Raw genomic sequence first — 20,637 nt, 5'->3', positions numbered from 1 at the left:
TTGATTTAAAATAAGAAAATCGTGAACTAAAAAATTTAGAAAAATTCATGCGGTTTTAGTTTTTTACAAAAAGAAAAACTAAAAATACCTCTGGAAATGTTTACATTCATGAATACCTTAATTTAAAATATAAATGAATGAACTAAAAGTGCCTTTTCTTTTGTTGAAGCCTGTGCTGAACTTGATTCAGTATTCTTTGGGCAAGCAAAGAAAACGAAAATAAAAAAATGAATTTCATTATGTTGAGCATATTTCAATGAGTTTTTCTGATATTTCATTTTAATAAAGTCTACATCGAATTCAAGATAAATACAATTAAAGAAATCATTTTGGCAAAGCCCGCAGAAATCAATACTTTTAACGCTTAAACAAAACATTTCTTGAGCGCACTAAAAAAGTTCTTCAAAGACACCATCATCTATGGAATTGCGGCAATTTTGCCACGAGCAATTAATATTGGTTTGGTAAGATTGCACACGGCAGCTTTCGGAACAGAAAAATATGCGGTAAATACGGAATACTATGTGTACGCAGCATACTTAAATGCACTCTTAACTTACGGAATGGAAACAGCGTTTTTCCGATTCTTCAGTAAAGAACAAGAAAAAGGAAAAATCATTTCTACATCGTTCATCACATTGCTTTTTACAACGATTATATTCTTAATCTTAGGATTGAGTTTTGCACCCGAAATCACAACATCACTTGGTTTTGAAAAAGTGATGTACGTTAAAATACTCGTTTGGACTGTATTTCTCGACACCATTGTCGTCATACCATTTGCGTATTTGCGTGTGACAAACAGACCCATTCGCTTTGCAGGAATCAAAATACTAAACATTCTATTCTTAGCTGTTTTAAACATTGTCTTTTTATGGTTGATACCAAATGGATTCCTTTCGGAAGGAATACTGCCAGATGCACTCAACTTTTACATACAAGGAGAACCGCAAGTCATCTACATTTTCTTGGCTAATGTATTTGCAAGTCTGCTCACCTTGATTCTTCTAGTTCCAAACATTCTAAAAATCAAATGGCAATTTGATAAAAAAGTACTCCAAAGACTCTTAATTTACGGAATGCCGATCATGATAGGAAGTTTGGCGTATGTAACCAACGAAAACATTGACAAACTATTCTTAGGAGAAATAATTGGTGATGCCGAAATGGGGAAATACTCAGGGTGTTACAAACTTGGTGTTTTTATGACGTTATACATCATGGCATTTCGATTAGGAGCTGAACCGTTCTTTTTCAATCATGCCAAAGAAAAGAATGCTAAAAACAACTATGCTACCATTCTCAAATGGTTTACGATACTAGGTGCCATCTTTATGTTAATTGTGGTTGCGTACATTGATCTATTTGCAAAAATGCTCATCAGTAAACCTGAATTTTTAGACGCGTTGGCAATTGTACCGATCATTCTATTGGCGAATCTATGTTTGGGAATTTACAACAACCTTTCTATTTGGTACAAACTCACAGACAAAACCAGTTACGGAATGTACATTTCTATCTTTGGAGCTGTTGTCACCATCGTTTTTAACCTAGTTATGATTGACAAAATAGGATTCATGGCGTCAGCTTGGGCAACCTTAGTGGCGTATGGAAGCATGATGATTATTTCGTACATATTGGGACAAAAATATTATCCTGTTCCCTACAATCTAAAACAAATTGGCGGTTACATCATCATTGCGGCAATATTATCAGCCTTAGCGTTCTATGATGCGTTTCGAGGAAATTATATCATCACAACTGCATTACTTTTAGTATTTTTGGCAATCGTCTATCTATCCGAACGAAAAGAACTCAAACGACTCTTAAAAAAAGGCAGTTAGATTATTAGACGTGTTAGATATTTGGATTTTTAGATTTTTTTGACAAAAAACAAATCAACGAAGAACAAATTAACAGATAACAAAAAGAACAAAAAGCCCCAACAGCTAATAAAAGCTAAAACAATGGACATAAAAATCATCAACAAATCGCAACACGCGTTACCACATTATGAAACTTTGGCTTCCGCCGGAATGGACTTACGTGCAAACCTATCGGAATCAGTAACACTTGAACCAATGGACAGAGCGATCATCAAAACAGGATTGTTCATAGAATTACCTATTGGTTACGAAGCACAAGTACGTCCTAGAAGCGGATTAGCTGCGAAAAAAGGAATAACAGTACTCAATGCCCCAGGAACGGTTGATGCGGATTACAGAGGCGAAATTGGCGTGATTCTTGTAAACCTATCCAAAGAAGCATTTACAATTGAAAATGGCGAACGTATTGCGCAATTAGTTATTGCAAAACATGAACGTGCGGAATGGCAAGAAGTAAGCGAACTTTCAACAACAGACAGAGGCGCAGGCGGATTTGGAAGTACAGGAACGAAATAAGAAGTTGGTATTGAGATATAAGAATTGAGTTGTTAGATTTATTCAACGTCACTTCGAGTAATTTTCGATAAAAATAATATCGAGAAGTACTATGAAACTATAAATGTTGAATGTTAAACGGAGAAAGATATTTTTCAAACTAACAAATAACAAAACAACGAACAACGAACAACAAATCAACAAATCAACAAAAAAATATAGAAAAGCTAACAGCTAAAGGCAAGTCGCTAAAAACAAAATAAAAACAAACATCACATGAAACTAAAAATACTATTCAGTCTATTCTTATTGGCTAGTGTTGCACTGCATGCACAAGACGATAAAGCACTTGAAAAAAAGGTGAAAGAAATTTCAAAAGACGCGTGCGGATGTATCGCCAAAATAGATGTATATCTTGAGGAAGCAAAAAAGAACGAAGAAATAAAAAGTTGCATTACAGCAGGAATTTTAGCAGATCAAGTTTCCAATTCACTTCTAAAACAGCTCGAACAAGTCAAAGACAGTTTAGAAAAAATGGAAGACATCAAAAAAATTGATTCGCTAAGTGTTGGAGGTGACAAAGACATTACAATCGTCATTGATGAAAACTACGACGAAATAGAAGAATACTTACTTCGAAATTGCGATGCATTAAAAAAATTACTGATGACATCTGATGCAAAACACAAAAACTCAGTATCAGACAAAGAAAAAGCCTTAGAATATTACAATGAAGGTGTAGAATATTCTCAAAAGGGAGAATATGAAAATGCAGTTGTAGCGTATAGAAAAGCGGTCAAAAAAGATAAAAAATTTGCGTTTGCTTGGGACAACTTAGGATTGACCTATCGCAAGTTAGAAAACTACAAAGCTTCCATCAAAGCGTACAAAAAATCGTTAAAATTAGATCCAAAAGGAAGAGTGCCATTGATGAACTTACCAATTGCACAATCCTATCTAAAAAAATATGATGACGCTATTAAAAGCTATCAAAAACTCATAGAAATCTACCCAGAAGATCCTGAAGGATATTACGGAATCAGTAGAATGTACATGGAAACAAAACAATACGAAGAAGCGTTAGATAATGTGATGAAATCCTATGTAATGTATAAGGAACTAAAATCGCCATACCACAAAGACGCACAAAGTATCATCGTTATGTTATATGGTATCATGAAAAAAGAAGACATGATGGATACATTTTCAAAAGTTGCCAAAAAATATAATATAAACATACAAGAATAAACAATTCACAAGCAAATCTTAAATAAAAAGTGTTTATAAGTTGAAAAGTTTATGAGTGTACATGAAGGAACAAACAAACGAATTGACAAACAAGCAAATCAACAGAAAACAAATAACAAATAACAAAAAAGTTAAGAGTTAAAAGTGCAGCGTTAAGAGTAAAAAAACAAATCAACACACAACACACAACAGAATAAACAAAGAAACATACATCCTATGAAAATAATTGTCCCTATGGCTGGAAGAGGTTCAAGACTTCGTCCACATTCACTTACGGTTCCAAAACCATTAATTCCAATTGCAGGAAAACCTATTGTACACAGATTGGTCTCTGACATTGCCAAAGTATTAGGCGAGCCAATAGAAGAAGTAGCCTTCATACTAGGTGATCCAGCTTTTTTTGGAGACGATGTAGTTTCAAGTTTAACGGAATTGGCTGAAAGTTTAGGCGCAAAAGCAAGTATTTATCGTCAAGATCAACCATTAGGAACTGGTCATGCAATCATGTGCGCAAAAGACTCACTATCAGGCCCAGCAGTGATTGCGTACGCGGATACCTTAATTCGCGCAGACTTCAACTTAGACAAAGATGCAGATGCAGCTATTTGGGTAAAACAAGTAGACCAGCCAGAAGCGTATGGAGTTGTCAAATTAAATGACAACAACGAAATTGTAGAATTGGTAGAAAAACCAGCAGAATTTGTATCGGATTTAGCCGTAATCGGAATCTATTACTTCAAAGATGTTGCGGTTTTAAAAGAAGAATTGCAACATGTATTAGACAACAATATAATTCACGGAGGTGAATACCAAATTAATGACGGAATCAAAGGAATGATGCGTAAAGGACGTCGTTTTGTTACTGGAAAAGTTGCCGAATGGATGGACTGCGGAAACAAAAATGTAACGATTGAAACCAACGGAAGAATGCTAGGGTTTTTACAAGCCGATAATGAAAAATTAGTGGCAGATTCTGCACAAATTATCAACTCAGAAATCATTCCACCATGTTACATCGGCGAAAATGTAATCATCAAAAATTCTACGGTCGGACCAGATGTTTCTATTGGCGATAACACACAATTGGAAAACGTAACTCTTAAAAATAGCTTAATACAAACCAATACTACGGTAAAAAACGCTAATTTAGAGGAAGCAATGATTGGAAACCATGCAAAATTTGATGGTAAATTTACCAAAATCAGCATTGGCGATTATTCTACGTTAGAATAATAATTAAGTTGTAGAATATATGAAAAACATACTTTTTATTTTATGTCTGTGTTTTAGCTTACAAACCTTTGCGCAATACGATTGGACAGAAGGAACACTCTATCTAAAAGATGGAACCGTAAAAGAAGGACTCATCAAGTTTCCAAAAGTTTCTAAAGATTTAATTGCTTTTAATGGCAAACAAAAAGTAAGATTCAAAAAAAGTAAAAAGGAAAAAAAAGAAAAATTTGATCATACGCAAGTAGCTAAAATTGTCTTTACTTATGCTGATTCAGAAACTGCTATTTACCAATACATTGCTGTTTCCGAAAAAATGTACCAGCTTTTTAAAGTAATTACAGAAGGAAACATAACCTTATATGCCAGAACTGTAAGTTATACTACATCGTCAGCGGTATTTTTTCCAGGAACGCTACAACCAGTAACGTATGATTTTAATGATTTTGATGAATTTTATATATTAAAAAAAGGTGAAAAAATAGCACTACCTTTAATCACGATGCGGATTTCCAGATCGTTTAAAAAAAGAGCGCTAGAATACTTTGCTGATTGTCCAAGAGTTGTAGCCAAATTAAAAGACAAATCATACAGAGAACAAGATGTAAGAACAGTTGTAAGAGCGTATAATTATTGTAAACAAATTAATAACAGATGAAAACATACATGTACATACTTTTACTCTCAGGAATGCTCTTTGCAATTCCTGAGTGTGTACATGCGCAAGAAGAAGAAAGCGCAGAAATTTCATTAGAAGAAAACATTGACGAGTTTCAAGAACACTTCTTTGAAGCCCTCAAACAGCGTGGTATTGAAAACTATGATCGCGCGATTGATGCACTTTTAAAATGTAAAAAAATAGATGATAATGCGAGTATTTCTTTTGAATTGGGTAAAAATTATTATTCACAAAAAGAATATGATCTAGCCAAAGAATCATTTCAAAGAGCTGTGACCAAAAAACCACAAAATCAGTGGTATCTCGTTGGGTTATTCAATACGCAACTCAAATTAAATGAGCGAGAAGAAGCAATAATTACGGGAAGAAAAGTCATCTATCTCAATCCAAAATTTAGAGAAGAAGTTGCAAAAGTATACTTAGGAATGCAAGAATATAAAAAAGCATTAAAGGAGCTTGAAAAACTCGAAAAAAATGGAGGACTAACACTTACGGCAGCCAACATGAAAAATGTGTTAGAGCAGCAATTAAACAAGAAAAAACAACCTTCAGGTAAAGTTGCAGCAATAATTGATCAAACACCAAAACCAAGAGCTGATGCCAATAGTAAAATTTTAGAGCAAATAGAAGAAGCATTGGAAACCCAAGCATATTCAGACGCAATACGATTGGTAAAGATAGGTTTAAGCGACTTTCCATCGCAACCAAAACTATACCTATACAATGCAAAGGCATTAAATGCGTTAAAAGAATACAAGAAAGCGATAGAAATGCTCGAAATTGGTTTAGATTATATCATTGATGATACTACACTTGAAAAAGAATTCTATCAAACCTTTATAACTGCTTACAAACAAATGGGCAATTCAAAAAAGGAAAAATATTACCGTAAAAAAATACAATAAACGTACGTACGCGAACTAAATTCAAGCACTTGAAAAACGGAATTCAAATCATCATTACAAGCATTGTACTGCTTTTTCTAATAGGTTGTAAATCTTCCAAAATAGTTACGTCTTCTGGTGAAGTAGCCAATTTGTCTACAAAAAATATCATCAAAAATCATTACAGAAATACATTAAAATTTAAAACGATTCGCGGCAAACTAAAAGTAATGTTTGATGATGGAAAAAGGCAAGAAAGTTTTACGCTAAGCTTACGCATGAAAAAGGACGAAGCAATTTGGTTAAGCGCAACACTTTCGTTAGTAAAAGTATACATTACACCTCAAAAAGTAAGTTTCTATAACAAACTTGATAATACCTATTTTGAAGGAGATTTTAGCCTAATCAGTAAATTTTTGGGAACGGAACTCGATTTTGAAAAAGTGCAAAACTTGTTGATTGGAAATGCATTATTTGATTTGAAAAATGAACGATTCAATTCTGTAATACAAAACAAAAACTACGCGTTAACACCAAAGCGCGATTTTGAACTTTTCAAACGATTATTTCTACTAGATCCGTTTCATTTCAAAGTAAAACAACAACGTTTAGAACAATCGGGAAAAAATAGATTGTTGACTATTGACTATCCAGCATATCAAGAAATAACAGGACAAGCATTTCCTAAAAATGTTGAAATTAAGGCGGAAGAAGTCAACAAAAAAACGACCATTCAAATTGAATACAGAAAAATAACATTCAACGAAAATGTGCGTTTTCCATTTAAAATCCCAAGTGGATACAAAGAAATCAAAATCTAGTGAAGTCAATAATTAGCAAACATACCTGTACAAAAATCATGGTACTCTTACTTCTTTTCGTAAGCAGTATGAGCATGGCGCAAGACAAAAAGAAAGAATTGGAAGCCTTGCGTTTGCGTTTGCAGAAAGAAATTCGACTCATCAACAAACTCATTAACAAAAACACGTCTAAAACGAAGTTTATTGTAGACGATGTGCAAAGTATTAATCATAAAATTCGTGTCAAAAGAGACTTGATTAAAGTGATGAATCAGCAAACGAACTTGTTGACAAATCAAATCAATACCAACATTAAAAAGATTGGACAGCTACGAAGCGATTTAACGAAGCTAAAAGCGGATTATGCTGCAATGATCCGGAAGTCGTACAAAAGCAAATCTGAGAACAGTAGATTGATGTTTCTGCTCTCGTCAGAAAGTTTTTTGCAAGCTTACAAACGTGTGCAATACATGAAACAATACACGGACTATCGCAAAAAACAAGGAGAAGCTATTGTGGTGCGTACGCAAGAATTACAAGAATTAAACACCACCTATTCTGCACAAAAAAAGGAAAAAGAAGCACTTATTAAAGAAAATAGAAACTTGCAAAAAGAGCTTGAAGGCGAGAAAAAAATGCAAAGTGATATGTTAGCCGCGTTGCGAAAAGATACAAGCAAATACACGGCGCAAGTCAAAAAGAAACAACAACAAGCAGACGAAATTGATCGTCAAATTGATAAAATTATCCGTGATGCCATTGCGAGTTCTAACAAAAAAGCAGGAAAAACAACATCGAGTAAAACGTTCTCTTTAACACCAGAAGCCAAAGCTATTGGAAACAATTTTGCGGCAAACAAAGGAAAACATATTTGGCCAGTTGCGGAAGGAACAAAAACGAGAGGTTACGGAAAGTACCGAGATGTACTCAATCCAAATGTGACTAAAAATAGTAATGGTGTTATCATTGCTACGAACAAAGGTGAAACGGTTAGAGCTGTATATGGCGGAGAAGTTACCTATATGTTTACGACAAACGAAGGCGTAAAATGTGTGGTAATTAGACATGGAAGTTACATTACAACCTATTTTGGACTCCAATCGGTTTCTGTAAAAACGGGCGATAAAGTATCAAAAAAACAAACCATTGGTAAGATGCATACCAGCAAAAGTACTGGAAAAACCGAACTCAAATTCTCAGTCTTCAAAAATACCACACGCTTAAATCCGGAAACTTGGTTGTATAGAATGTGACGCTAGCGTGTCATCCTGAACCATGTGCTGAACTTGATTCAGGATCAATTCAGGATCTTCTATGATAATTATTCTTCAATTTAGGCTGAAAAACCTCTGCATGTTGTACCACTAAATTGGCATAGGATGCCAAGTATTGTCATAATTACAGCATTTGGTACCTCCTTGACATGGTCCCATTGTACTTAGTAAACCATCATACGTTTCAATAGTTTCATACGTTTTCCCGCCAAGTGCTTCGTAGCTCAAATTAGAGATGCTTTTTTGTTTAATCTTAATTCTTTTAAATTTGGTTTTTCATAATGTTATCGATTTATGTTTGATACCAAAGTTAAAACTCAGAATAAAAGGACACATCGTGCAAAATGGATGATTTTTGTTTATTTCATTAAACATATAAAAAATAGCTTTCCGAAATAAAACGCTATATTTAAACAGAAAAAATGTTTACAAATGGCGAATATCTGTATTGTTGAAGACGATCAAAATCATGCGTATGCGTTGCAAGAAAAGGTGAAAGCGATTGGACATACAGTGCTAAAAATTTCTGCTACGTTTGAAGAAGCATTGCTCGCTATCAAAACAAACAAACCTGATGTTATTCTTCTAGACATCAACCTGAAAAATGAGAATGATGGAATTCAATTAGCGCATGCCATTAAAAGTTTTTCCACAATACCAATTATTTATACTACCGCATTAATCGCGAGTGATATCATAGAAAAAGCAGTACAAATTCATCCTTCAGGGTATTTAGTAAAACCAATTGAAAAAGAAACATTAAAAGCAACGATTGAATTGGCATTACAACAACAAAGCCAATCAATTTCGAATGCAAAAGAGGAAGTTATAACGCAAGAAAACACTACATTTTTAACGGTAAGAGTTGGCTATAAATTGCGAAAAATAAACCTGAAAGAAATCAAATTTTTAAAAATCACTTCAAAAAACTATGTCACATTGGTTGATAAAGACGATAAAGAATTTCAATTAAGAAACTCTTTAAAAGCATTGATGAAAACTTTGAATTCTCACTTTATACAAGTACACAGACTATACGGAATCAACCTCAATTACATTTTACATATTGATGAAAAAGAACAAATGTTATGTCTCCAAGAACGGATACACATTCCCATAGGACGTACATTTAAAGAAGACTTGTATAAAAAATTGAACATCATGTGACAATTATTAATTACTTCTCTAAAATAACCAAATGCGAATATACATTGCCATTATTGGCCTTCTAATTCCGATACTACTTTGCAGTCAAGAAATAAATGTGGCTAAAGAATATCGTGAAATAGATAGTATAAAAACACTATTAACAGACGTTAATACTAGTAAAAACAGAATGTACTACATTCGTGTGATCACTTTCTACGCGCGAAGAAATATTGATAGCAGTAAAATATATGTTGCAAAATATGCGAAGCTCACGGAAGGTTCTAGAATGCATTTTGATGCAATCAGTAGAAAAATATACATACTTCAACTCGAAAAAAAATACGAAGAAGCCGTTGTACTTATAGAAGAAACAATACAACAACATTCAAAAGAACTAAATACACCAGAAAACAAATTTGCGTTGCTTAAATTTTATTCCGCTTTAGCTGAAATCTACACAGACAAAAGAGCGTATGAAAAAGCATTAGAAATCTATTATAAGAGTACAGCAATTTATGAAAATGAAGGTGTAGAAGACGAAATTAATTACTATGTAAATTTATACAGTATTAGCGGACTCTTAACAACTTTAGGATATTATGAAAGAGCTTTGGAATACGGAGATAAACTGGAAACTCTCTTAGCTGAAAAAATTGCTTTGGTTGATAAAACATACAGGAATTACCCTGGATTGATATACTTAAGTGTGCATAATGATATCAACAAAGCATTAACCTATAAAAAGATAAATGAATTGCCAAAAGCGATTCTATATGCTAAAAAAGCAGAAGCTTTAAGTATCGTTGAAAAACAGCATCATTTGCTTCCAAAAACACATGCGATGTTAGGTAATATTTATATAGAAGCAAAAGACTACGAAAATGCCGTGCAAAATGGTTTAAAAGCATTAGAACTCGAAAAACTATATAACTATCCAGAGTTTAAAGACACATTTTTACATGCAGTAGGAATAGGGTATTTAGGGCTTGAAGACTATAAAAAAGCAATTCCGTATTTAGAAAAAGCGCTGGAAGAAACCAATGTGGAAACGGCAAAAGTACCTGTATTGAATGATCTGGCGAAAGCCTACCAAGAATTAAAAAATTATGAAAAAGCGAACGAACTATTAATTCTTCACAACAAATTAAAAGATACTGTATACAATCAAGCTCAAGAAAAAGCAATTGCAGAAATCACCGAAAAATATGAGAATGATAAAAAACAAAAAGAAATCACATTTCTCAATACAGAATCTGAATTACAACAATTAAAAATACACCAACAATCGTATATTATTTATGGAATTGCCGGACTCATCATACTCTTGCTTATTTTAGGAATTGTATGGTATAAAACACGACAACAAAAGCAAAAATTAAAAGAAGCAATCATCAATTTAGATCAAGAAAAACTACAACAACGATTTTTGCGTACACAACTCAATCCACACTTTTTCTTTCACGCATTAACAGCAATAGAAGGACATATTTATAAAGAGGAAAAAGAAGTTGCTGCTACATTTCTGCAAAAATTTGGCGCGCTCATGCGAAACATTTTGGAATCTTCGGATATTGATTTCATTCCGTTGGAAGCCGACGTTGATTTTATTGAAAAATACCTAGCGTTGCAATCATTAAATCATAATGCGAATTTCACTTACAAGATATCCTTGGCAAAGGAATTGAACCCTTCAAAAATTATGATTCCACCGATGTTGATTCAACCTTTTGTAGAAAACGCCATTTTACATGGTATTTCCGAAGTTGAAAACGGACACATTACCATTGTGTATGATCAACAAGATGCATTTTTACGAATCCAAATTAGTGACAACGGAAAAGGAATCACCACTGCGCTAAAAAAATCAGGAATGTTGCATCGTTCTATGAGTACGGATATTATAAAACAGCGTATTGAAAACATTCAAAAAGTTCATGGAATGGACATTCAATACAAAATTCTTACCGAAGAAAATACTACAGTAGTATTTACAATTCCTTTAAAATATGGAAATTTCGATATAAAATAATGATCGTTTTTTCGCTTAAACTCATAAAATAAACACTAAAGATCATCAGAACAACTTTCCGACTCAATGCTTTTTCATGACTAAAAATAAAAAGATAAGTTTGAGTATTAACTTAAACTAAAAAACTCATGAAAAAACAATTAAAAAAATTATCGTTAAGTAAAAAAGTTATTTCAAACTTTACAGATATTAATGGAGGTATAGAGCCACCATCTAGGCGTCGCACATGTAAAGAAACATGTCAAGATGAGCCAGTTTCAGGTTCTTGCTATATAGAATCTAATTGTCCAGGATGTACTTTGTTTTAATAAACCTACTACACAAGATTAGATTTGATAATATTTAAAACGAGTTTTTATTTGGTGATTACTGAATAGAAACTCGTTTTTTTTTACTTCTATATATTTGCCTTAGTGCGAATTTTTTTAACAGGAAAAAGCTAGAGTCTAACAGAAAAACACTCCAAGAGCGATAGCGAATCTAATCAAGAAAACAACGCTTTCAATTCGGTTGCTTCGCTAGGGTTCATTTTCCCAGCCAACACCAAACTCAATTGACGTCTGCGCAAAGCGCCTTCAAAGCGTTCTTTTTCCAAATTAGTTTCAGGAATTAATTCAGGAATTTTTACAGGTCTTCCTGTATCATCAACAGCCACAAATGTATAAATAGCTTCATTGGCTTTATCGCGCAGTCCAGATTCGCGATCTTCAATCCAAACATCAATATAAATCTCCATAGAAGATTTAAACGCTCGTGAAATATTAGCTTCTACGGTAACCACACTTCCCACAGGAATGGAGCGATTGAACGCCACGTGATTCACAGACGCAGTAACCACAATTCTTCTCGAATGTCTACGTGCTGCAATACTTGCTGCTCGGTCCATACGTGCTAACAATTCGCCACCAAATAAATTATTCAACGGATTTGTTTCACTTGGCAATACCAAGTCGGTCATAGTAGTTGTGGATGATTTTGGATGTCTTGCTTCCATCAATAAATTTTTTGCAAAGTTACGTAGATTCGTTTTCTAGGACATTAAAAAAGGAGAATAATTAACTTAAATTCTATTTACTAATATTTTTAGATTCTAAGAAAAATAATTAAATATACCAGAGAATATTTAATTTCTCATTTTCATTTTCTTTGTTCGCACAAAGAAAACAGAAACAAAAGAAAGTGCGTTTTTTCCAGAGGTATTTTTAGCTGAAAAAGCTAAAACCGCAGATGTTTTTCTAAATTTTCTCCAAGGCTTCGAAAATTCTTAACGAAAAACATCTGCTATATTGCGGAAAAAATAAACTCCAAAATTGATCTAGTAATTATAAAATTGAACATTAATTCAAATAAATTATAAAGAAACTATAAAAGTCGTACCATTTGTTTTATCTCGCGTAAGCGCAAAAAAAAGACCGCTATAAAAGCAGTCTTTCTAACTATATAGTGTAATTTTTTTATTCAGTTACTAACAACCAAGCTTCTGGAGCTTCCGTTTTTTTAATTTTGATTAAAGCATTTGTCGCTTCATTACGACTTGCAAAACTTGCATACGAAACTTGATGTAATCCGTATTTGTTTTGACCTAGTAATTCCGCTTCAAAACCATTTGCTTGTAATTGCGCTACTTTGGTATGTGCGTTTTCTTCAATTCTAAAAGCACCAGCAACTACATGATAATTCTTTACTTCTTTTGCTACTTGTAATGTAATAGAAGGCAATTCTACAGGATTACTATTGAAAAACGTCGCTTGTTGAATGTATGCATTGATAGATTCTTGCGCTTTGCTTTGCTCTACAATTTGTTGTTGCGATTGGTATTCTCTAAGACCAAAAACACCTACAATACTAAAAACAACGACTGCTGCCGCTGCATATTTCCATGGAAAACGAAACCTGCTGCGTTCTTCAGTGACTACTAAAGGAATTACGGCTGTTTCTTCTTGTGCAATTACAGGCGCAACTTCTTCTGGTTTAGTAATAACTCTGCTAATTTCTGAAGAAACAAACGAAGACAATCCAAATGATGCCGTTAAATAATTTAGATGGTACGAAGGTTCAAATTGAATATTTCCTTCTACATTGAATGATAAATCACCAATATTTTCTAACGAAACAATGGCAGCATTTTGCAGTGTTTGTTTCCATTCAGCTACAGTTGCCAATACTTTTTGCAAGGTATTTTCATATTCTTCTCCAGTAATGTCGGCAATGTATTTTACCAACAAACCATCATTTGATGAAAGTTGGGCATTGAACGAAACTACTTTTGAAGGTGGATAAAATGCATTGGTAGTATGATGTACTTGCGCTCCTTTTCGCTGCGTTAAAAAAGCACCGAAATTAGGAACCGTTACACATTCATATCTATATAAAAGGTCGCTTATGTATGTATCTAATCTCATTGAAACAAAGTTAGAAAAAATATAACGCGGATAAAATATCTACCTAACTTTTTATTAACATTAAAAAAATCTAGTAACTTTAGTTTTGAAAATCAAATTGATATGAATTCTGAACAAGAATTGTTGTACACGCTAGCACTTCAAAAAACAGCGAAAGTTGGCGATGTAATTGCAAAAAAACTCATTAGACACTGCGGAAGTGCAGAAGCTGTATTGAAAGAAACAAAAGAAAATTTACTCAAAATAGACGGAATTGGTACGTATGCTTTATCGGACATACGGAATTCTAAAAATTTAAAATTAGCAGAAAAAGAACTGGCGTTCGTTCAAAAAGAAAAAATTACGGTTCATTATTTTTTGGATGAAACGTATCCGAATCGACTGCAACATTGCATAGACAGTCCAATTTTACTCTTTCAAAAAGGCAATGTAGATTTGAATGCTTCTAAAATGATTAGCATTGTCGGTACACGAAAAGCAACAACCTATGGAACAAAGTTTTGCGAACAATTAATCGAAGATTTATCGCCAATACAACCGACAATTGTTTCTGGTTTTGCCTACGGAATTGATATTGTAGCGCAACGCACGGCTTTAAAAAATAACATTCCAACTGTTGGCTGTTTAGCGCACGGCTTGAATCAAATATATCCAAAAGTACATGAAAAATATGTACGTTCCATACAAGAAAACGGTGGTTTTGTGACTGATTTTTGGAGCACTTCCAATCCTGATCGTGAAAATTTCTTAAAACGAAATCGCTTAATTGCTGGAATGACACAAGCCACAATAGTCATAGAATCTGCTGAAAAAGGAGGAAGTTTGGTCACGGCACATATTGCCAATTCATACAACAGAGACGTATTTGCAGTGCCAGGAAGAGTTGGCGATACGCAAAGTATTGGTTGCAACAATCTCATTAAACAGCAACGTGCACATATCTTAACATCAGCCGCAGATATTGTATATCTATTAGGTTGGGAATTGGAAACTGAGCCAACTAAACCTGTGCAAAAACAATTGTTTGTAGACTTAAATCCTGAAGAAGCCACAATTCATTCCTTCTTACAAGAAAAAGGACAAACGGTGTTAGATAGCATCGCATTGGCTTGTAAATTGCCCATTCATAAAGTAGCGCCATTGCTATTACAAATGGAGATGAAAGGAGTTGTAAAACCATTGCCTGGAAAGCTATTTGAAGCGGTTTAAAAAGTGTAAAGTGTTGATGTTTAGTAAATAAAAGCTATATTTAAAGTGGGAAACAACTAATAATAAACAATATGAAATCACTTTCTTTTTGTATACTTTTTTTAAGTATCAACATCCTTTGGAGTCAAAATGAACCAATGATCAGTCCTGCAAGTCAAAATGTAAGCACGATTCATCTTAGTTCGCAATCTCCAGTAAAAGATCAAGGAAACGGAAATAATTGTAGTGCGTTTGGTGTAGCAGCAGCTTTAGAAACGTTGCCGAATATGCCAAAAGATATTAGCGAAAATTTTTTGTATTCGGCTCATAAATTTGATGAGTATAAAAATGAGAGAGAAATTACGATAGGAAATTTTTTAAAATCATATATTATTTCATTGCCAAAATACGGTATTCTGACCGAAGGACAATTACCATATCCAAAAGTGCCAGCTACAAAGTGGGATCAATACGATTCAGAATTATTTAAAGCGTTAAAAGAATCTACAACAGGGCCATTATCTTTTGAATATAAATATAAATCACTTGCAAAATATATTACGTTAGATGCTTATCAATATTTAGGACTGCAAGAAAGTAAAAATGTTGGGTACTTAAAATATTTATTAGATAACGGAATTAAAGCCATTCCAGTCTCTTATACTATATACAGACCAGCTTGGAATAACTATTCAACCATGAAGTACACCACAATTACACCCAATTTTGGTTATGGTGTTTTAATGAAAGATAATTCGTATGCGTTTTATTCAGAAGTAAAAAAAGAATATCCAGATATTAATCAACGAATTCTATCACAAAACTTTACTTATCATAGACTTGATAAAGACCCGAATAATTATGGCGGTCATGTGGTTACCATTATTGGGTATGATTCAGAAGGGTTTATTATCAAAAATTCGTGGGGAAAAGGTTGGCGATTTTTTGGATACGAACGTGTAAGTTATGACTTCCATGAACTATTTGCCTATGAAGCATTGATTTTGAGTAAAGTAAGCTATAAAAGATAACTAATTTTCAATTTGTCATATCGAGTATTATTGAGATAAAACAAACGCTCAATTGCACTCGATATGACATTTTTTATATAAATAATTCGTTTCTGCTATATTTCTAGGTGAAATTAATAACCAACCTTTTTACGAACTCTTGCTAAAACTTCATTGGCAATTTTTGTTGCTTTTTCAGCACCAATAGTTAAAGCTTCGTCTATTTCGTTTTTGTTTTCCATATAATGGTTAAAACGCTCGCGTGCTGTAGCAAATTTTTCGACTACGACTTCGTATAAGGCTTGCTTTGCATGTCCATAACCGTAGTTTCCACCTTCATAATTTTGACGCATTTCTGCGATTTGAGCTTCGCTAGCTAACAATTTATACAATGCAAATACATTATCCGTATCAGGATCTTTTGGATCTTCCATCGGTGTGCTATCCGTTTGGATATTCATAATTTGCTTGCGCAGTTTTTTATCTGTTTGAAAAATATCAATGACGTTATTTTTACTCTTGCTCATCTTAGCACCATCGGTTCCAGGAATCAGTTTTGTGTCTTCTTGAATTTTAGCTTCAGGCAAGACAAAAGTTTCACCTAATTTTTCATGAAAACGCGTCGCTACATTACGTGTAATTTCTATATGTTGCTCTTGGTCTTTCCCTACGGGGACAATTTCAGCATCATATAATAAAATATCAGCTGCCATCAACATTGGGTACGAAAATAATCCAGCATTTACATCTTCCAAACGATCGGCTTTGTCTTTAAAACTATGCGCTAATTTCAATCGATTGAATGGAAAAAAACAACTCAAATACCATGAAAGTTCGGTTACTTGTGGGATATCGCTCTGGCGGTAAAACACGGTTTTATTCACATCTAAACCAAAAGCCAACCAAGTTGCGGCAGTTCTGTATGTGTTTTCTCGGAGTGTTTCTCCATCTTTTATCTGCGTAAGCGAATGCATATCAGCAATAAACAAAAATGAGTCATTTGCTGCATTTTGTGCCATATCTATCGCAGGAACAATGGCACCTAAAATATTCCCTAAATGTGGTGTTCCTGTGCTTTGAATTCCAGTAAGTATTCTTGCCATGAGTAATCGTAATTATTGAATTTAAGCAAATGTACTTCTTTTGAAATCACTACTGAAAATTTCATAAAAATAATTTTTGAACACATTTTCGAAACTTTAGTGTATTTTTGGTTCTTATGATCACTTTTTTTAGAAACATAGGAATACTTATTTGGCGCATTTGGTTTTACCTTTTAGTATTGATTCCGATACTTATATTTTTCCCTCTTTTGTTGTTGTTTACGGCAAGCGAAAAACTATATCCACAGTTTTTTTGGATTGCAAGAAACCTTTGGGCACGTCCTATTTTATACGGAATGGGCTTTTTTCCTAAGTTTAAGCGTGAAGAGGAAATTGTAAAAGGGAAAAGTTATATGTTGATCGCAAATCATACCAGTATGACGGACATTATGCTCATGTTGGCAGCTTCTAAAAATCCGTTTGTTTTTGTTGGGAAGAAAGAACTTGCGAAGATTCCAATTTTTGGATTTTTCTATAAACGCACCTGTATTTTGGTAGATAGAGGAAGCGCAAGAAGCCGAAAAGGAGTCTATGACAGCGCACAGAAACGTCTCAGTCAAGGAATGAGTATTTGTATCTTCCCGGAAGGGAAAGTGCCAGAAGAACACATTTTATTGGACGAGTTTAAAGATGGTGCATTTCGATTGGCAATAGAACACCAAATTCCTGTAGTGCCGATGTCATTTGCCGATAATAAAAAACGATTTTCGTATACATTTTTTAGTGGTTCACCAGGGCGCATGCGTGTAACTATTCATAAATTTTTATCTACGGAAGGATTAAAAGTAGAAGATAAAAAGGAAATAAGTAAAACGGCTAGAGAGATTATTTTAGCAGAATTGACTGCATACGACGCTTCATAAAAAAACCGTCTTCTTAAATAGATAAGAAAACGGTTTTATGGCAAACATCACTGCTTTTAAGGTATATGGCATACCTAACCAACTAAAAAACTAAAACCTAAAACTGACTCCTGTGTAAACACCTACTGAGTAAGGTTTAAAGTTGCCAGTATTTCCTGAAAATGTATTTAACTGATATTTTAGCATTGGCTCTACATTGAGCTCTATTTGTTCCGAAACCTTATAATCGATTCCGACACCAATATTTGTGCTAAAACTTACATTATTTATATTGGTAGCTTCTCCTAATTCTGTGTATAATTCTGGAGAATCTAATATGATACTATTTTCTGTTAAGAGTAATGTACTAACACCACCAATAACATTTATTCCTAATTTCTTATCGAGTACAGCATATTTCAATTCCACTGGAACTTCAATATAACTCATGCGTTGATTTAAGTTTCCTTCAATCTGCTTTTCTTCAATAGAAGATTCACTCGTTGGTAATTGATACTGTGAATACACAATATTTGATGGCGCTTGCCTGTCTTTAATGTCAAATGAAGCAGCATCAGTTCTAAAAGCAATCGTTGTTAAATCATTTCCGTTAATAGATGGAACTAACGCAATATCTTGTGTGCTGTAACTATAATCTACTTTGTGAATTCCTGAACGAACCGTTAATCTTTTGGAAACATCATAACCAACATTCACACCATAACTTAGGTTTACATTCCCAGTTTTGCCGTTATCTGCAAAGGTTTCATCAATAGGCGAACCATTGCTAATACTGTTGTAATATATTGGTGATGCATTTGGCGAAATCGTCCATTTTTTACGTTTCGCTTCTGCAACTTCCGTATCTTTTTCTAAATCGTGTAGATCGTTAATTACGTCTAATAATGATTTTTTAATTATATCGTCTTTCTTTACTTCTGCAACGGCTGTTTCTGTAGTTGTAGTTTCAGAATTGGTTGTTGTGTCTGTATTTCCTGATTTGTTAGAATCATTTTGCGCAACTGCATTTGTATTTGTTGCTGCCGAATTCACACCGTTTTCAATACCATTTTTAGAAGTATCTGTTTTGCTGTTTGAATTCTGCGCAACTGCATTTGTGTTTGTTGTTGCCAAATTCACACTGTTTTCAATACCATTTTTAGAAGTATCTGTTTTGTTATTTGAATTTTGCGCAACTGCATTTGTGTTTGTTGTTGCCGAATTCACACCGTTTTCAATACCGTTTTTAGAAGTATCTGTTTTGTTGTTTGAATTCTGAACAACTGCATTTTCTTTATCAATCAGCTTGTTGTTGGTAACAACATTTGTAGCACTGTTTGATGCTTTTTGCGACGCAGTATTTGTGTTAGTATTGGTTCCGTTTTCTTGTGCCACTGCATTTTGTAATGCGTTTCCTTTTTCTACAGTAGTGTCAGATCCTTTTTTCTGTTGAATGTTGTTGTTGTCAACACCATTTTCATTCGCAATACGTTCTTGGTCGTTCACAATTTCATTAGAAGAAGAATTTGCATCATTTGATGAATCCTTCTCAGTATCTGTGTCGGTTAATTGCGTATTTGAATTTGTTTCGTTACTGTTTGAATCTTTCTTAACTGTTGACGTAGTTTGTTCATCCGAACCAATTTTGTTGTCATTCGTATTCAGAAACTCATTTCCCACAAAGAATAAAAGTAACAATGCAGCCGCAATTCCAGCGCCTTTATACAGCCATGGAAGAAATACAATACCTTCTCTTTTTTTCTTCGATTCTTTTGCGTCTAACTTATCGGAAATTTGATCCCATAACTCAGGATCGGGCGATGCTTCAAAATCTTTGAAGGTTTCCCGAAACAGATTATCTATATTTTTTTGATCACTCATTGATGGCGATTTTTTTTTTAAACGATTCTACCTTGCCCTTCAAAATCATTCTAGCTCTTGCCAAGTTTGATTTTGAAGTACCTTGCGAAATACCTAACATATCCGCAATTTCTTGATGCGAATAATCATCAAGTACATATAAATTAAATACCAATCGATACCGATCGGGTAATTCTTGAACGATGCCCAATAGAAAATCTAATGAAACATCTTCTTCATAAACGGTTACTGGTCTTTCTTCTTCCAATACCCGATCATTTATAACTTCAAAAGCACCTTTACTTCTATATTTTTGAAGCACGGTGTTTACGGTAATTCTTCTAAGCCAACCTTCAAAGGAACCTTTAAAGTTGTACTGCCCTATTTTTTCAAAAATAACCATAAAACTATCTTGCAAATTATCTTCCGCTTCTAGTTTGTTCCGGGAGTACTTTAAGCTAGTAGCATATAGTTTTTTAGCATATATACTATATAAATCTGCTTGAGCATCACGGTCGTTATTCTTACATTTATGTATGAGTTGTTCTAAACTCACTC

20 protein-coding genes are annotated in these 20,637 nt (G+C 33.7%); 14 read left to right on the top strand and 6 right to left on the bottom strand.

The window, feature by feature from the left end; all coding sequences use genetic code 11:
* Positions 1-380 precede the first annotated feature (380 nt).
* The 8 genes from H2O64_RS11460 to H2O64_RS11425 all read left to right on the top strand — a co-directional run bounded on the left by H2O64_RS11460 (position 381) and on the right by H2O64_RS11425 (position 8,475).
* Positions 381-1,844, top strand: a complete 1,464-nt coding sequence (locus H2O64_RS11460; protein ID WP_187562343.1) for an MATE family efflux transporter — start codon at positions 381-383, stop codon at positions 1,842-1,844.
* Between the two features lie 123 nt (positions 1,845-1,967).
* Entirely contained in the window at positions 1,968-2,402 is a 435-nt protein-coding gene (gene dut / locus H2O64_RS11455; protein ID WP_187562342.1) for a dUTP diphosphatase, read from the top strand.
* Between the two features lie 255 nt (positions 2,403-2,657).
* Positions 2,658-3,629, top strand: a complete 972-nt coding sequence (locus H2O64_RS11450) for a tetratricopeptide repeat protein (RefSeq protein ID WP_187562341.1) — start codon at positions 2,658-2,660, stop codon at positions 3,627-3,629.
* Between the two features lie 216 nt (positions 3,630-3,845).
* A complete protein-coding gene (locus H2O64_RS11445) occupies positions 3,846-4,862 on the top strand; it encodes a sugar phosphate nucleotidyltransferase (protein WP_187562340.1) in 1,017 nt (338 codons plus the stop codon).
* A gap of 19 nt (positions 4,863-4,881) precedes the next feature.
* Complete coding sequence (locus H2O64_RS11440; RefSeq protein WP_187562339.1) at positions 4,882-5,517, top strand: hypothetical protein; 636 nt, start codon at positions 4,882-4,884, stop codon at positions 5,515-5,517.
* A complete protein-coding gene (locus H2O64_RS11435) occupies positions 5,514-6,443 on the top strand; it encodes a tetratricopeptide repeat protein (RefSeq protein ID WP_187562338.1) in 930 nt (309 codons plus the stop codon). The genes H2O64_RS11440 and H2O64_RS11435 overlap by 4 nt, the downstream gene beginning before the upstream one ends.
* A 29-nt stretch (positions 6,444-6,472) precedes the next feature.
* Positions 6,473-7,243 carry a DUF4292 domain-containing protein gene (locus H2O64_RS11430; protein ID WP_235982857.1) on the top strand — a complete coding sequence of 257 codons (771 nt, stop codon included), beginning with the start codon at positions 6,473-6,475 and terminating at the stop codon, positions 7,241-7,243.
* A gap of 38 nt (positions 7,244-7,281) precedes the next feature.
* Positions 7,282-8,475: a murein hydrolase activator EnvC family protein gene (locus tag H2O64_RS11425; protein WP_215907156.1), complete on the top strand. Its 1,194-nt coding sequence runs from the start codon at positions 7,282-7,284 to the stop codon at positions 8,473-8,475.
* A gap of 111 nt (positions 8,476-8,586) precedes the next feature.
* On the opposite strand, the gene H2O64_RS11420 is transcribed toward H2O64_RS11425, so the two are convergent.
* A complete protein-coding gene (locus H2O64_RS11420) occupies positions 8,587-8,724 on the bottom strand; it encodes a hypothetical protein (protein WP_187562336.1) in 138 nt (45 codons plus the stop codon).
* A gap of 204 nt (positions 8,725-8,928) precedes the next feature.
* Here H2O64_RS11420 and H2O64_RS11415 point away from each other — a divergent pair, with 204 nt between their 5' ends.
* The 3 genes from H2O64_RS11415 to H2O64_RS11405 all read left to right on the top strand — a co-directional run bounded on the left by H2O64_RS11415 (position 8,929) and on the right by H2O64_RS11405 (position 11,982).
* Positions 8,929-9,663 (top strand): LytR/AlgR family response regulator transcription factor, encoded by a 735-nt coding sequence (locus H2O64_RS11415; protein WP_187562335.1) that lies wholly within the window; start codon positions 8,929-8,931, stop codon positions 9,661-9,663.
* Positions 9,664-9,694: 31 nt separating this feature from the next.
* Entirely contained in the window at positions 9,695-11,674 is a 1,980-nt protein-coding gene (locus H2O64_RS11410) for a tetratricopeptide repeat-containing sensor histidine kinase (RefSeq protein WP_187562334.1), read from the top strand.
* Between the two features lie 128 nt (positions 11,675-11,802).
* Positions 11,803-11,982: a hypothetical protein gene (locus H2O64_RS11405; RefSeq protein ID WP_187562333.1), complete on the top strand. Its 180-nt coding sequence runs from the start codon at positions 11,803-11,805 to the stop codon at positions 11,980-11,982.
* Between the two features lie 176 nt (positions 11,983-12,158).
* On the opposite strand, the gene H2O64_RS11400 is transcribed toward H2O64_RS11405, so the two are convergent.
* Both H2O64_RS11400 and H2O64_RS11395 read right to left on the bottom strand, forming a co-directional pair.
* The gene (locus H2O64_RS11400; protein WP_187562332.1) at positions 12,159-12,668 is read right to left on the bottom strand and encodes an acyl-CoA thioesterase; all 510 of its coding nucleotides are present in this window, start codon (positions 12,666-12,668) and stop codon (positions 12,159-12,161) included.
* Between the two features lie 460 nt (positions 12,669-13,128).
* A complete protein-coding gene (locus tag H2O64_RS11395) occupies positions 13,129-14,076 on the bottom strand; it encodes an HU domain-containing protein (RefSeq protein ID WP_187562331.1) in 948 nt (315 codons plus the stop codon).
* A 102-nt stretch (positions 14,077-14,178) separates the two neighbouring features.
* Here H2O64_RS11395 and dprA point away from each other — a divergent pair, with 102 nt between their 5' ends.
* Positions 14,179-15,285 (top strand): DNA-processing protein DprA, encoded by a 1,107-nt coding sequence (gene dprA / locus H2O64_RS11390; RefSeq protein WP_187562330.1) that lies wholly within the window; start codon positions 14,179-14,181, stop codon positions 15,283-15,285.
* A gap of 71 nt (positions 15,286-15,356) precedes the next feature.
* A complete protein-coding gene (locus H2O64_RS11385; RefSeq protein ID WP_187562329.1) occupies positions 15,357-16,295 on the top strand; it encodes a C1 family peptidase in 939 nt (312 codons plus the stop codon).
* Between the two features lie 113 nt (positions 16,296-16,408).
* Here the strand turns inward: H2O64_RS11385 and trpS are convergent, their stop codons facing one another.
* A complete protein-coding gene (trpS, locus tag H2O64_RS11380; protein WP_187562328.1) occupies positions 16,409-17,377 on the bottom strand; it encodes a tryptophan--tRNA ligase in 969 nt (322 codons plus the stop codon).
* Positions 17,378-17,493: 116 nt separating this feature from the next.
* On the opposite strand from trpS, the gene H2O64_RS11375 reads away from it, so the two are divergent.
* Positions 17,494-18,240, top strand: coding sequence for a lysophospholipid acyltransferase family protein (locus H2O64_RS11375; protein WP_187562327.1), 747 nt, complete (start codon positions 17,494-17,496; stop codon positions 18,238-18,240).
* 90 nt (positions 18,241-18,330) lie between these two features.
* On the opposite strand, the gene H2O64_RS11370 is transcribed toward H2O64_RS11375, so the two are convergent.
* Positions 18,331-20,100: a hypothetical protein gene (locus tag H2O64_RS11370; RefSeq protein WP_187562326.1), complete on the bottom strand. Its 1,770-nt coding sequence runs from the start codon at positions 20,098-20,100 to the stop codon at positions 18,331-18,333.
* The gene (locus H2O64_RS11365; protein ID WP_187562325.1) at positions 20,093-20,635 is read right to left on the bottom strand and encodes an RNA polymerase sigma factor; all 543 of its coding nucleotides are present in this window, start codon (positions 20,633-20,635) and stop codon (positions 20,093-20,095) included. Before H2O64_RS11365 ends, H2O64_RS11370 begins: the two co-directional genes overlap by 8 nt.
* Positions 20,636-20,637: the final 2 nt, after the last annotated feature.

The organism is Kordia aestuariivivens (genome assembly GCF_014397005.1).
In the GTDB taxonomy this organism is placed as follows: domain Bacteria; phylum Bacteroidota; class Bacteroidia; order Flavobacteriales; family Flavobacteriaceae; genus Kordia; species Kordia aestuariivivens.
Note: the sequence above shows the minus strand (reverse complement) of the source record. Positions and strands in the feature narration are given on the sequence as shown.

Excerpts from the sequence above, each read along its gene's own strand:
- H2O64_RS11370 (WP_187562326.1), bottom strand. The coding sequence starts at position 20,100 with ATGAGTGATCAAAAAAATATAGATAATCTGTTTCGGGAAACCTTCAAA.
- H2O64_RS11415 (WP_187562335.1), top strand. The coding sequence starts at position 8,929 with ATGGCGAATATCTGTATTGTTGAAGACGATCAAAATCATGCGTATGCG.
- dut (WP_187562342.1), top strand. The coding sequence starts at position 1,968 with ATGGACATAAAAATCATCAACAAATCGCAACACGCGTTACCACATTAT.
- H2O64_RS11425 (WP_215907156.1), top strand. The coding sequence starts at position 7,282 with ATGGTACTCTTACTTCTTTTCGTAAGCAGTATGAGCATGGCGCAAGAC.
- H2O64_RS11445 (WP_187562340.1), top strand. The coding sequence starts at position 3,846 with ATGAAAATAATTGTCCCTATGGCTGGAAGAGGTTCAAGACTTCGTCCA.
- H2O64_RS11410 (WP_187562334.1), top strand. The coding sequence starts at position 9,695 with ATGCGAATATACATTGCCATTATTGGCCTTCTAATTCCGATACTACTT.
- H2O64_RS11395 (WP_187562331.1), bottom strand. The coding sequence starts at position 14,076 with ATGAGATTAGATACATACATAAGCGACCTTTTATATAGATATGAATGT.
- dprA (WP_187562330.1), top strand. The coding sequence starts at position 14,179 with ATGAATTCTGAACAAGAATTGTTGTACACGCTAGCACTTCAAAAAACA.
- H2O64_RS11405 (WP_187562333.1), top strand. The coding sequence starts at position 11,803 with ATGAAAAAACAATTAAAAAAATTATCGTTAAGTAAAAAAGTTATTTCA.
- trpS (WP_187562328.1), bottom strand. The coding sequence starts at position 17,377 with ATGGCAAGAATACTTACTGGAATTCAAAGCACAGGAACACCACATTTA.
- H2O64_RS11450 (WP_187562341.1), top strand. The coding sequence starts at position 2,658 with ATGAAACTAAAAATACTATTCAGTCTATTCTTATTGGCTAGTGTTGCA.
- H2O64_RS11400 (WP_187562332.1), bottom strand. The coding sequence starts at position 12,668 with ATGGAAGCAAGACATCCAAAATCATCCACAACTACTATGACCGACTTG.
- H2O64_RS11375 (WP_187562327.1), top strand. The coding sequence starts at position 17,494 with ATGATCACTTTTTTTAGAAACATAGGAATACTTATTTGGCGCATTTGG.
- H2O64_RS11440 (WP_187562339.1), top strand. The coding sequence starts at position 4,882 with ATGAAAAACATACTTTTTATTTTATGTCTGTGTTTTAGCTTACAAACC.
- H2O64_RS11435 (WP_187562338.1), top strand. The coding sequence starts at position 5,514 with ATGAAAACATACATGTACATACTTTTACTCTCAGGAATGCTCTTTGCA.
- H2O64_RS11385 (WP_187562329.1), top strand. The coding sequence starts at position 15,357 with ATGAAATCACTTTCTTTTTGTATACTTTTTTTAAGTATCAACATCCTT.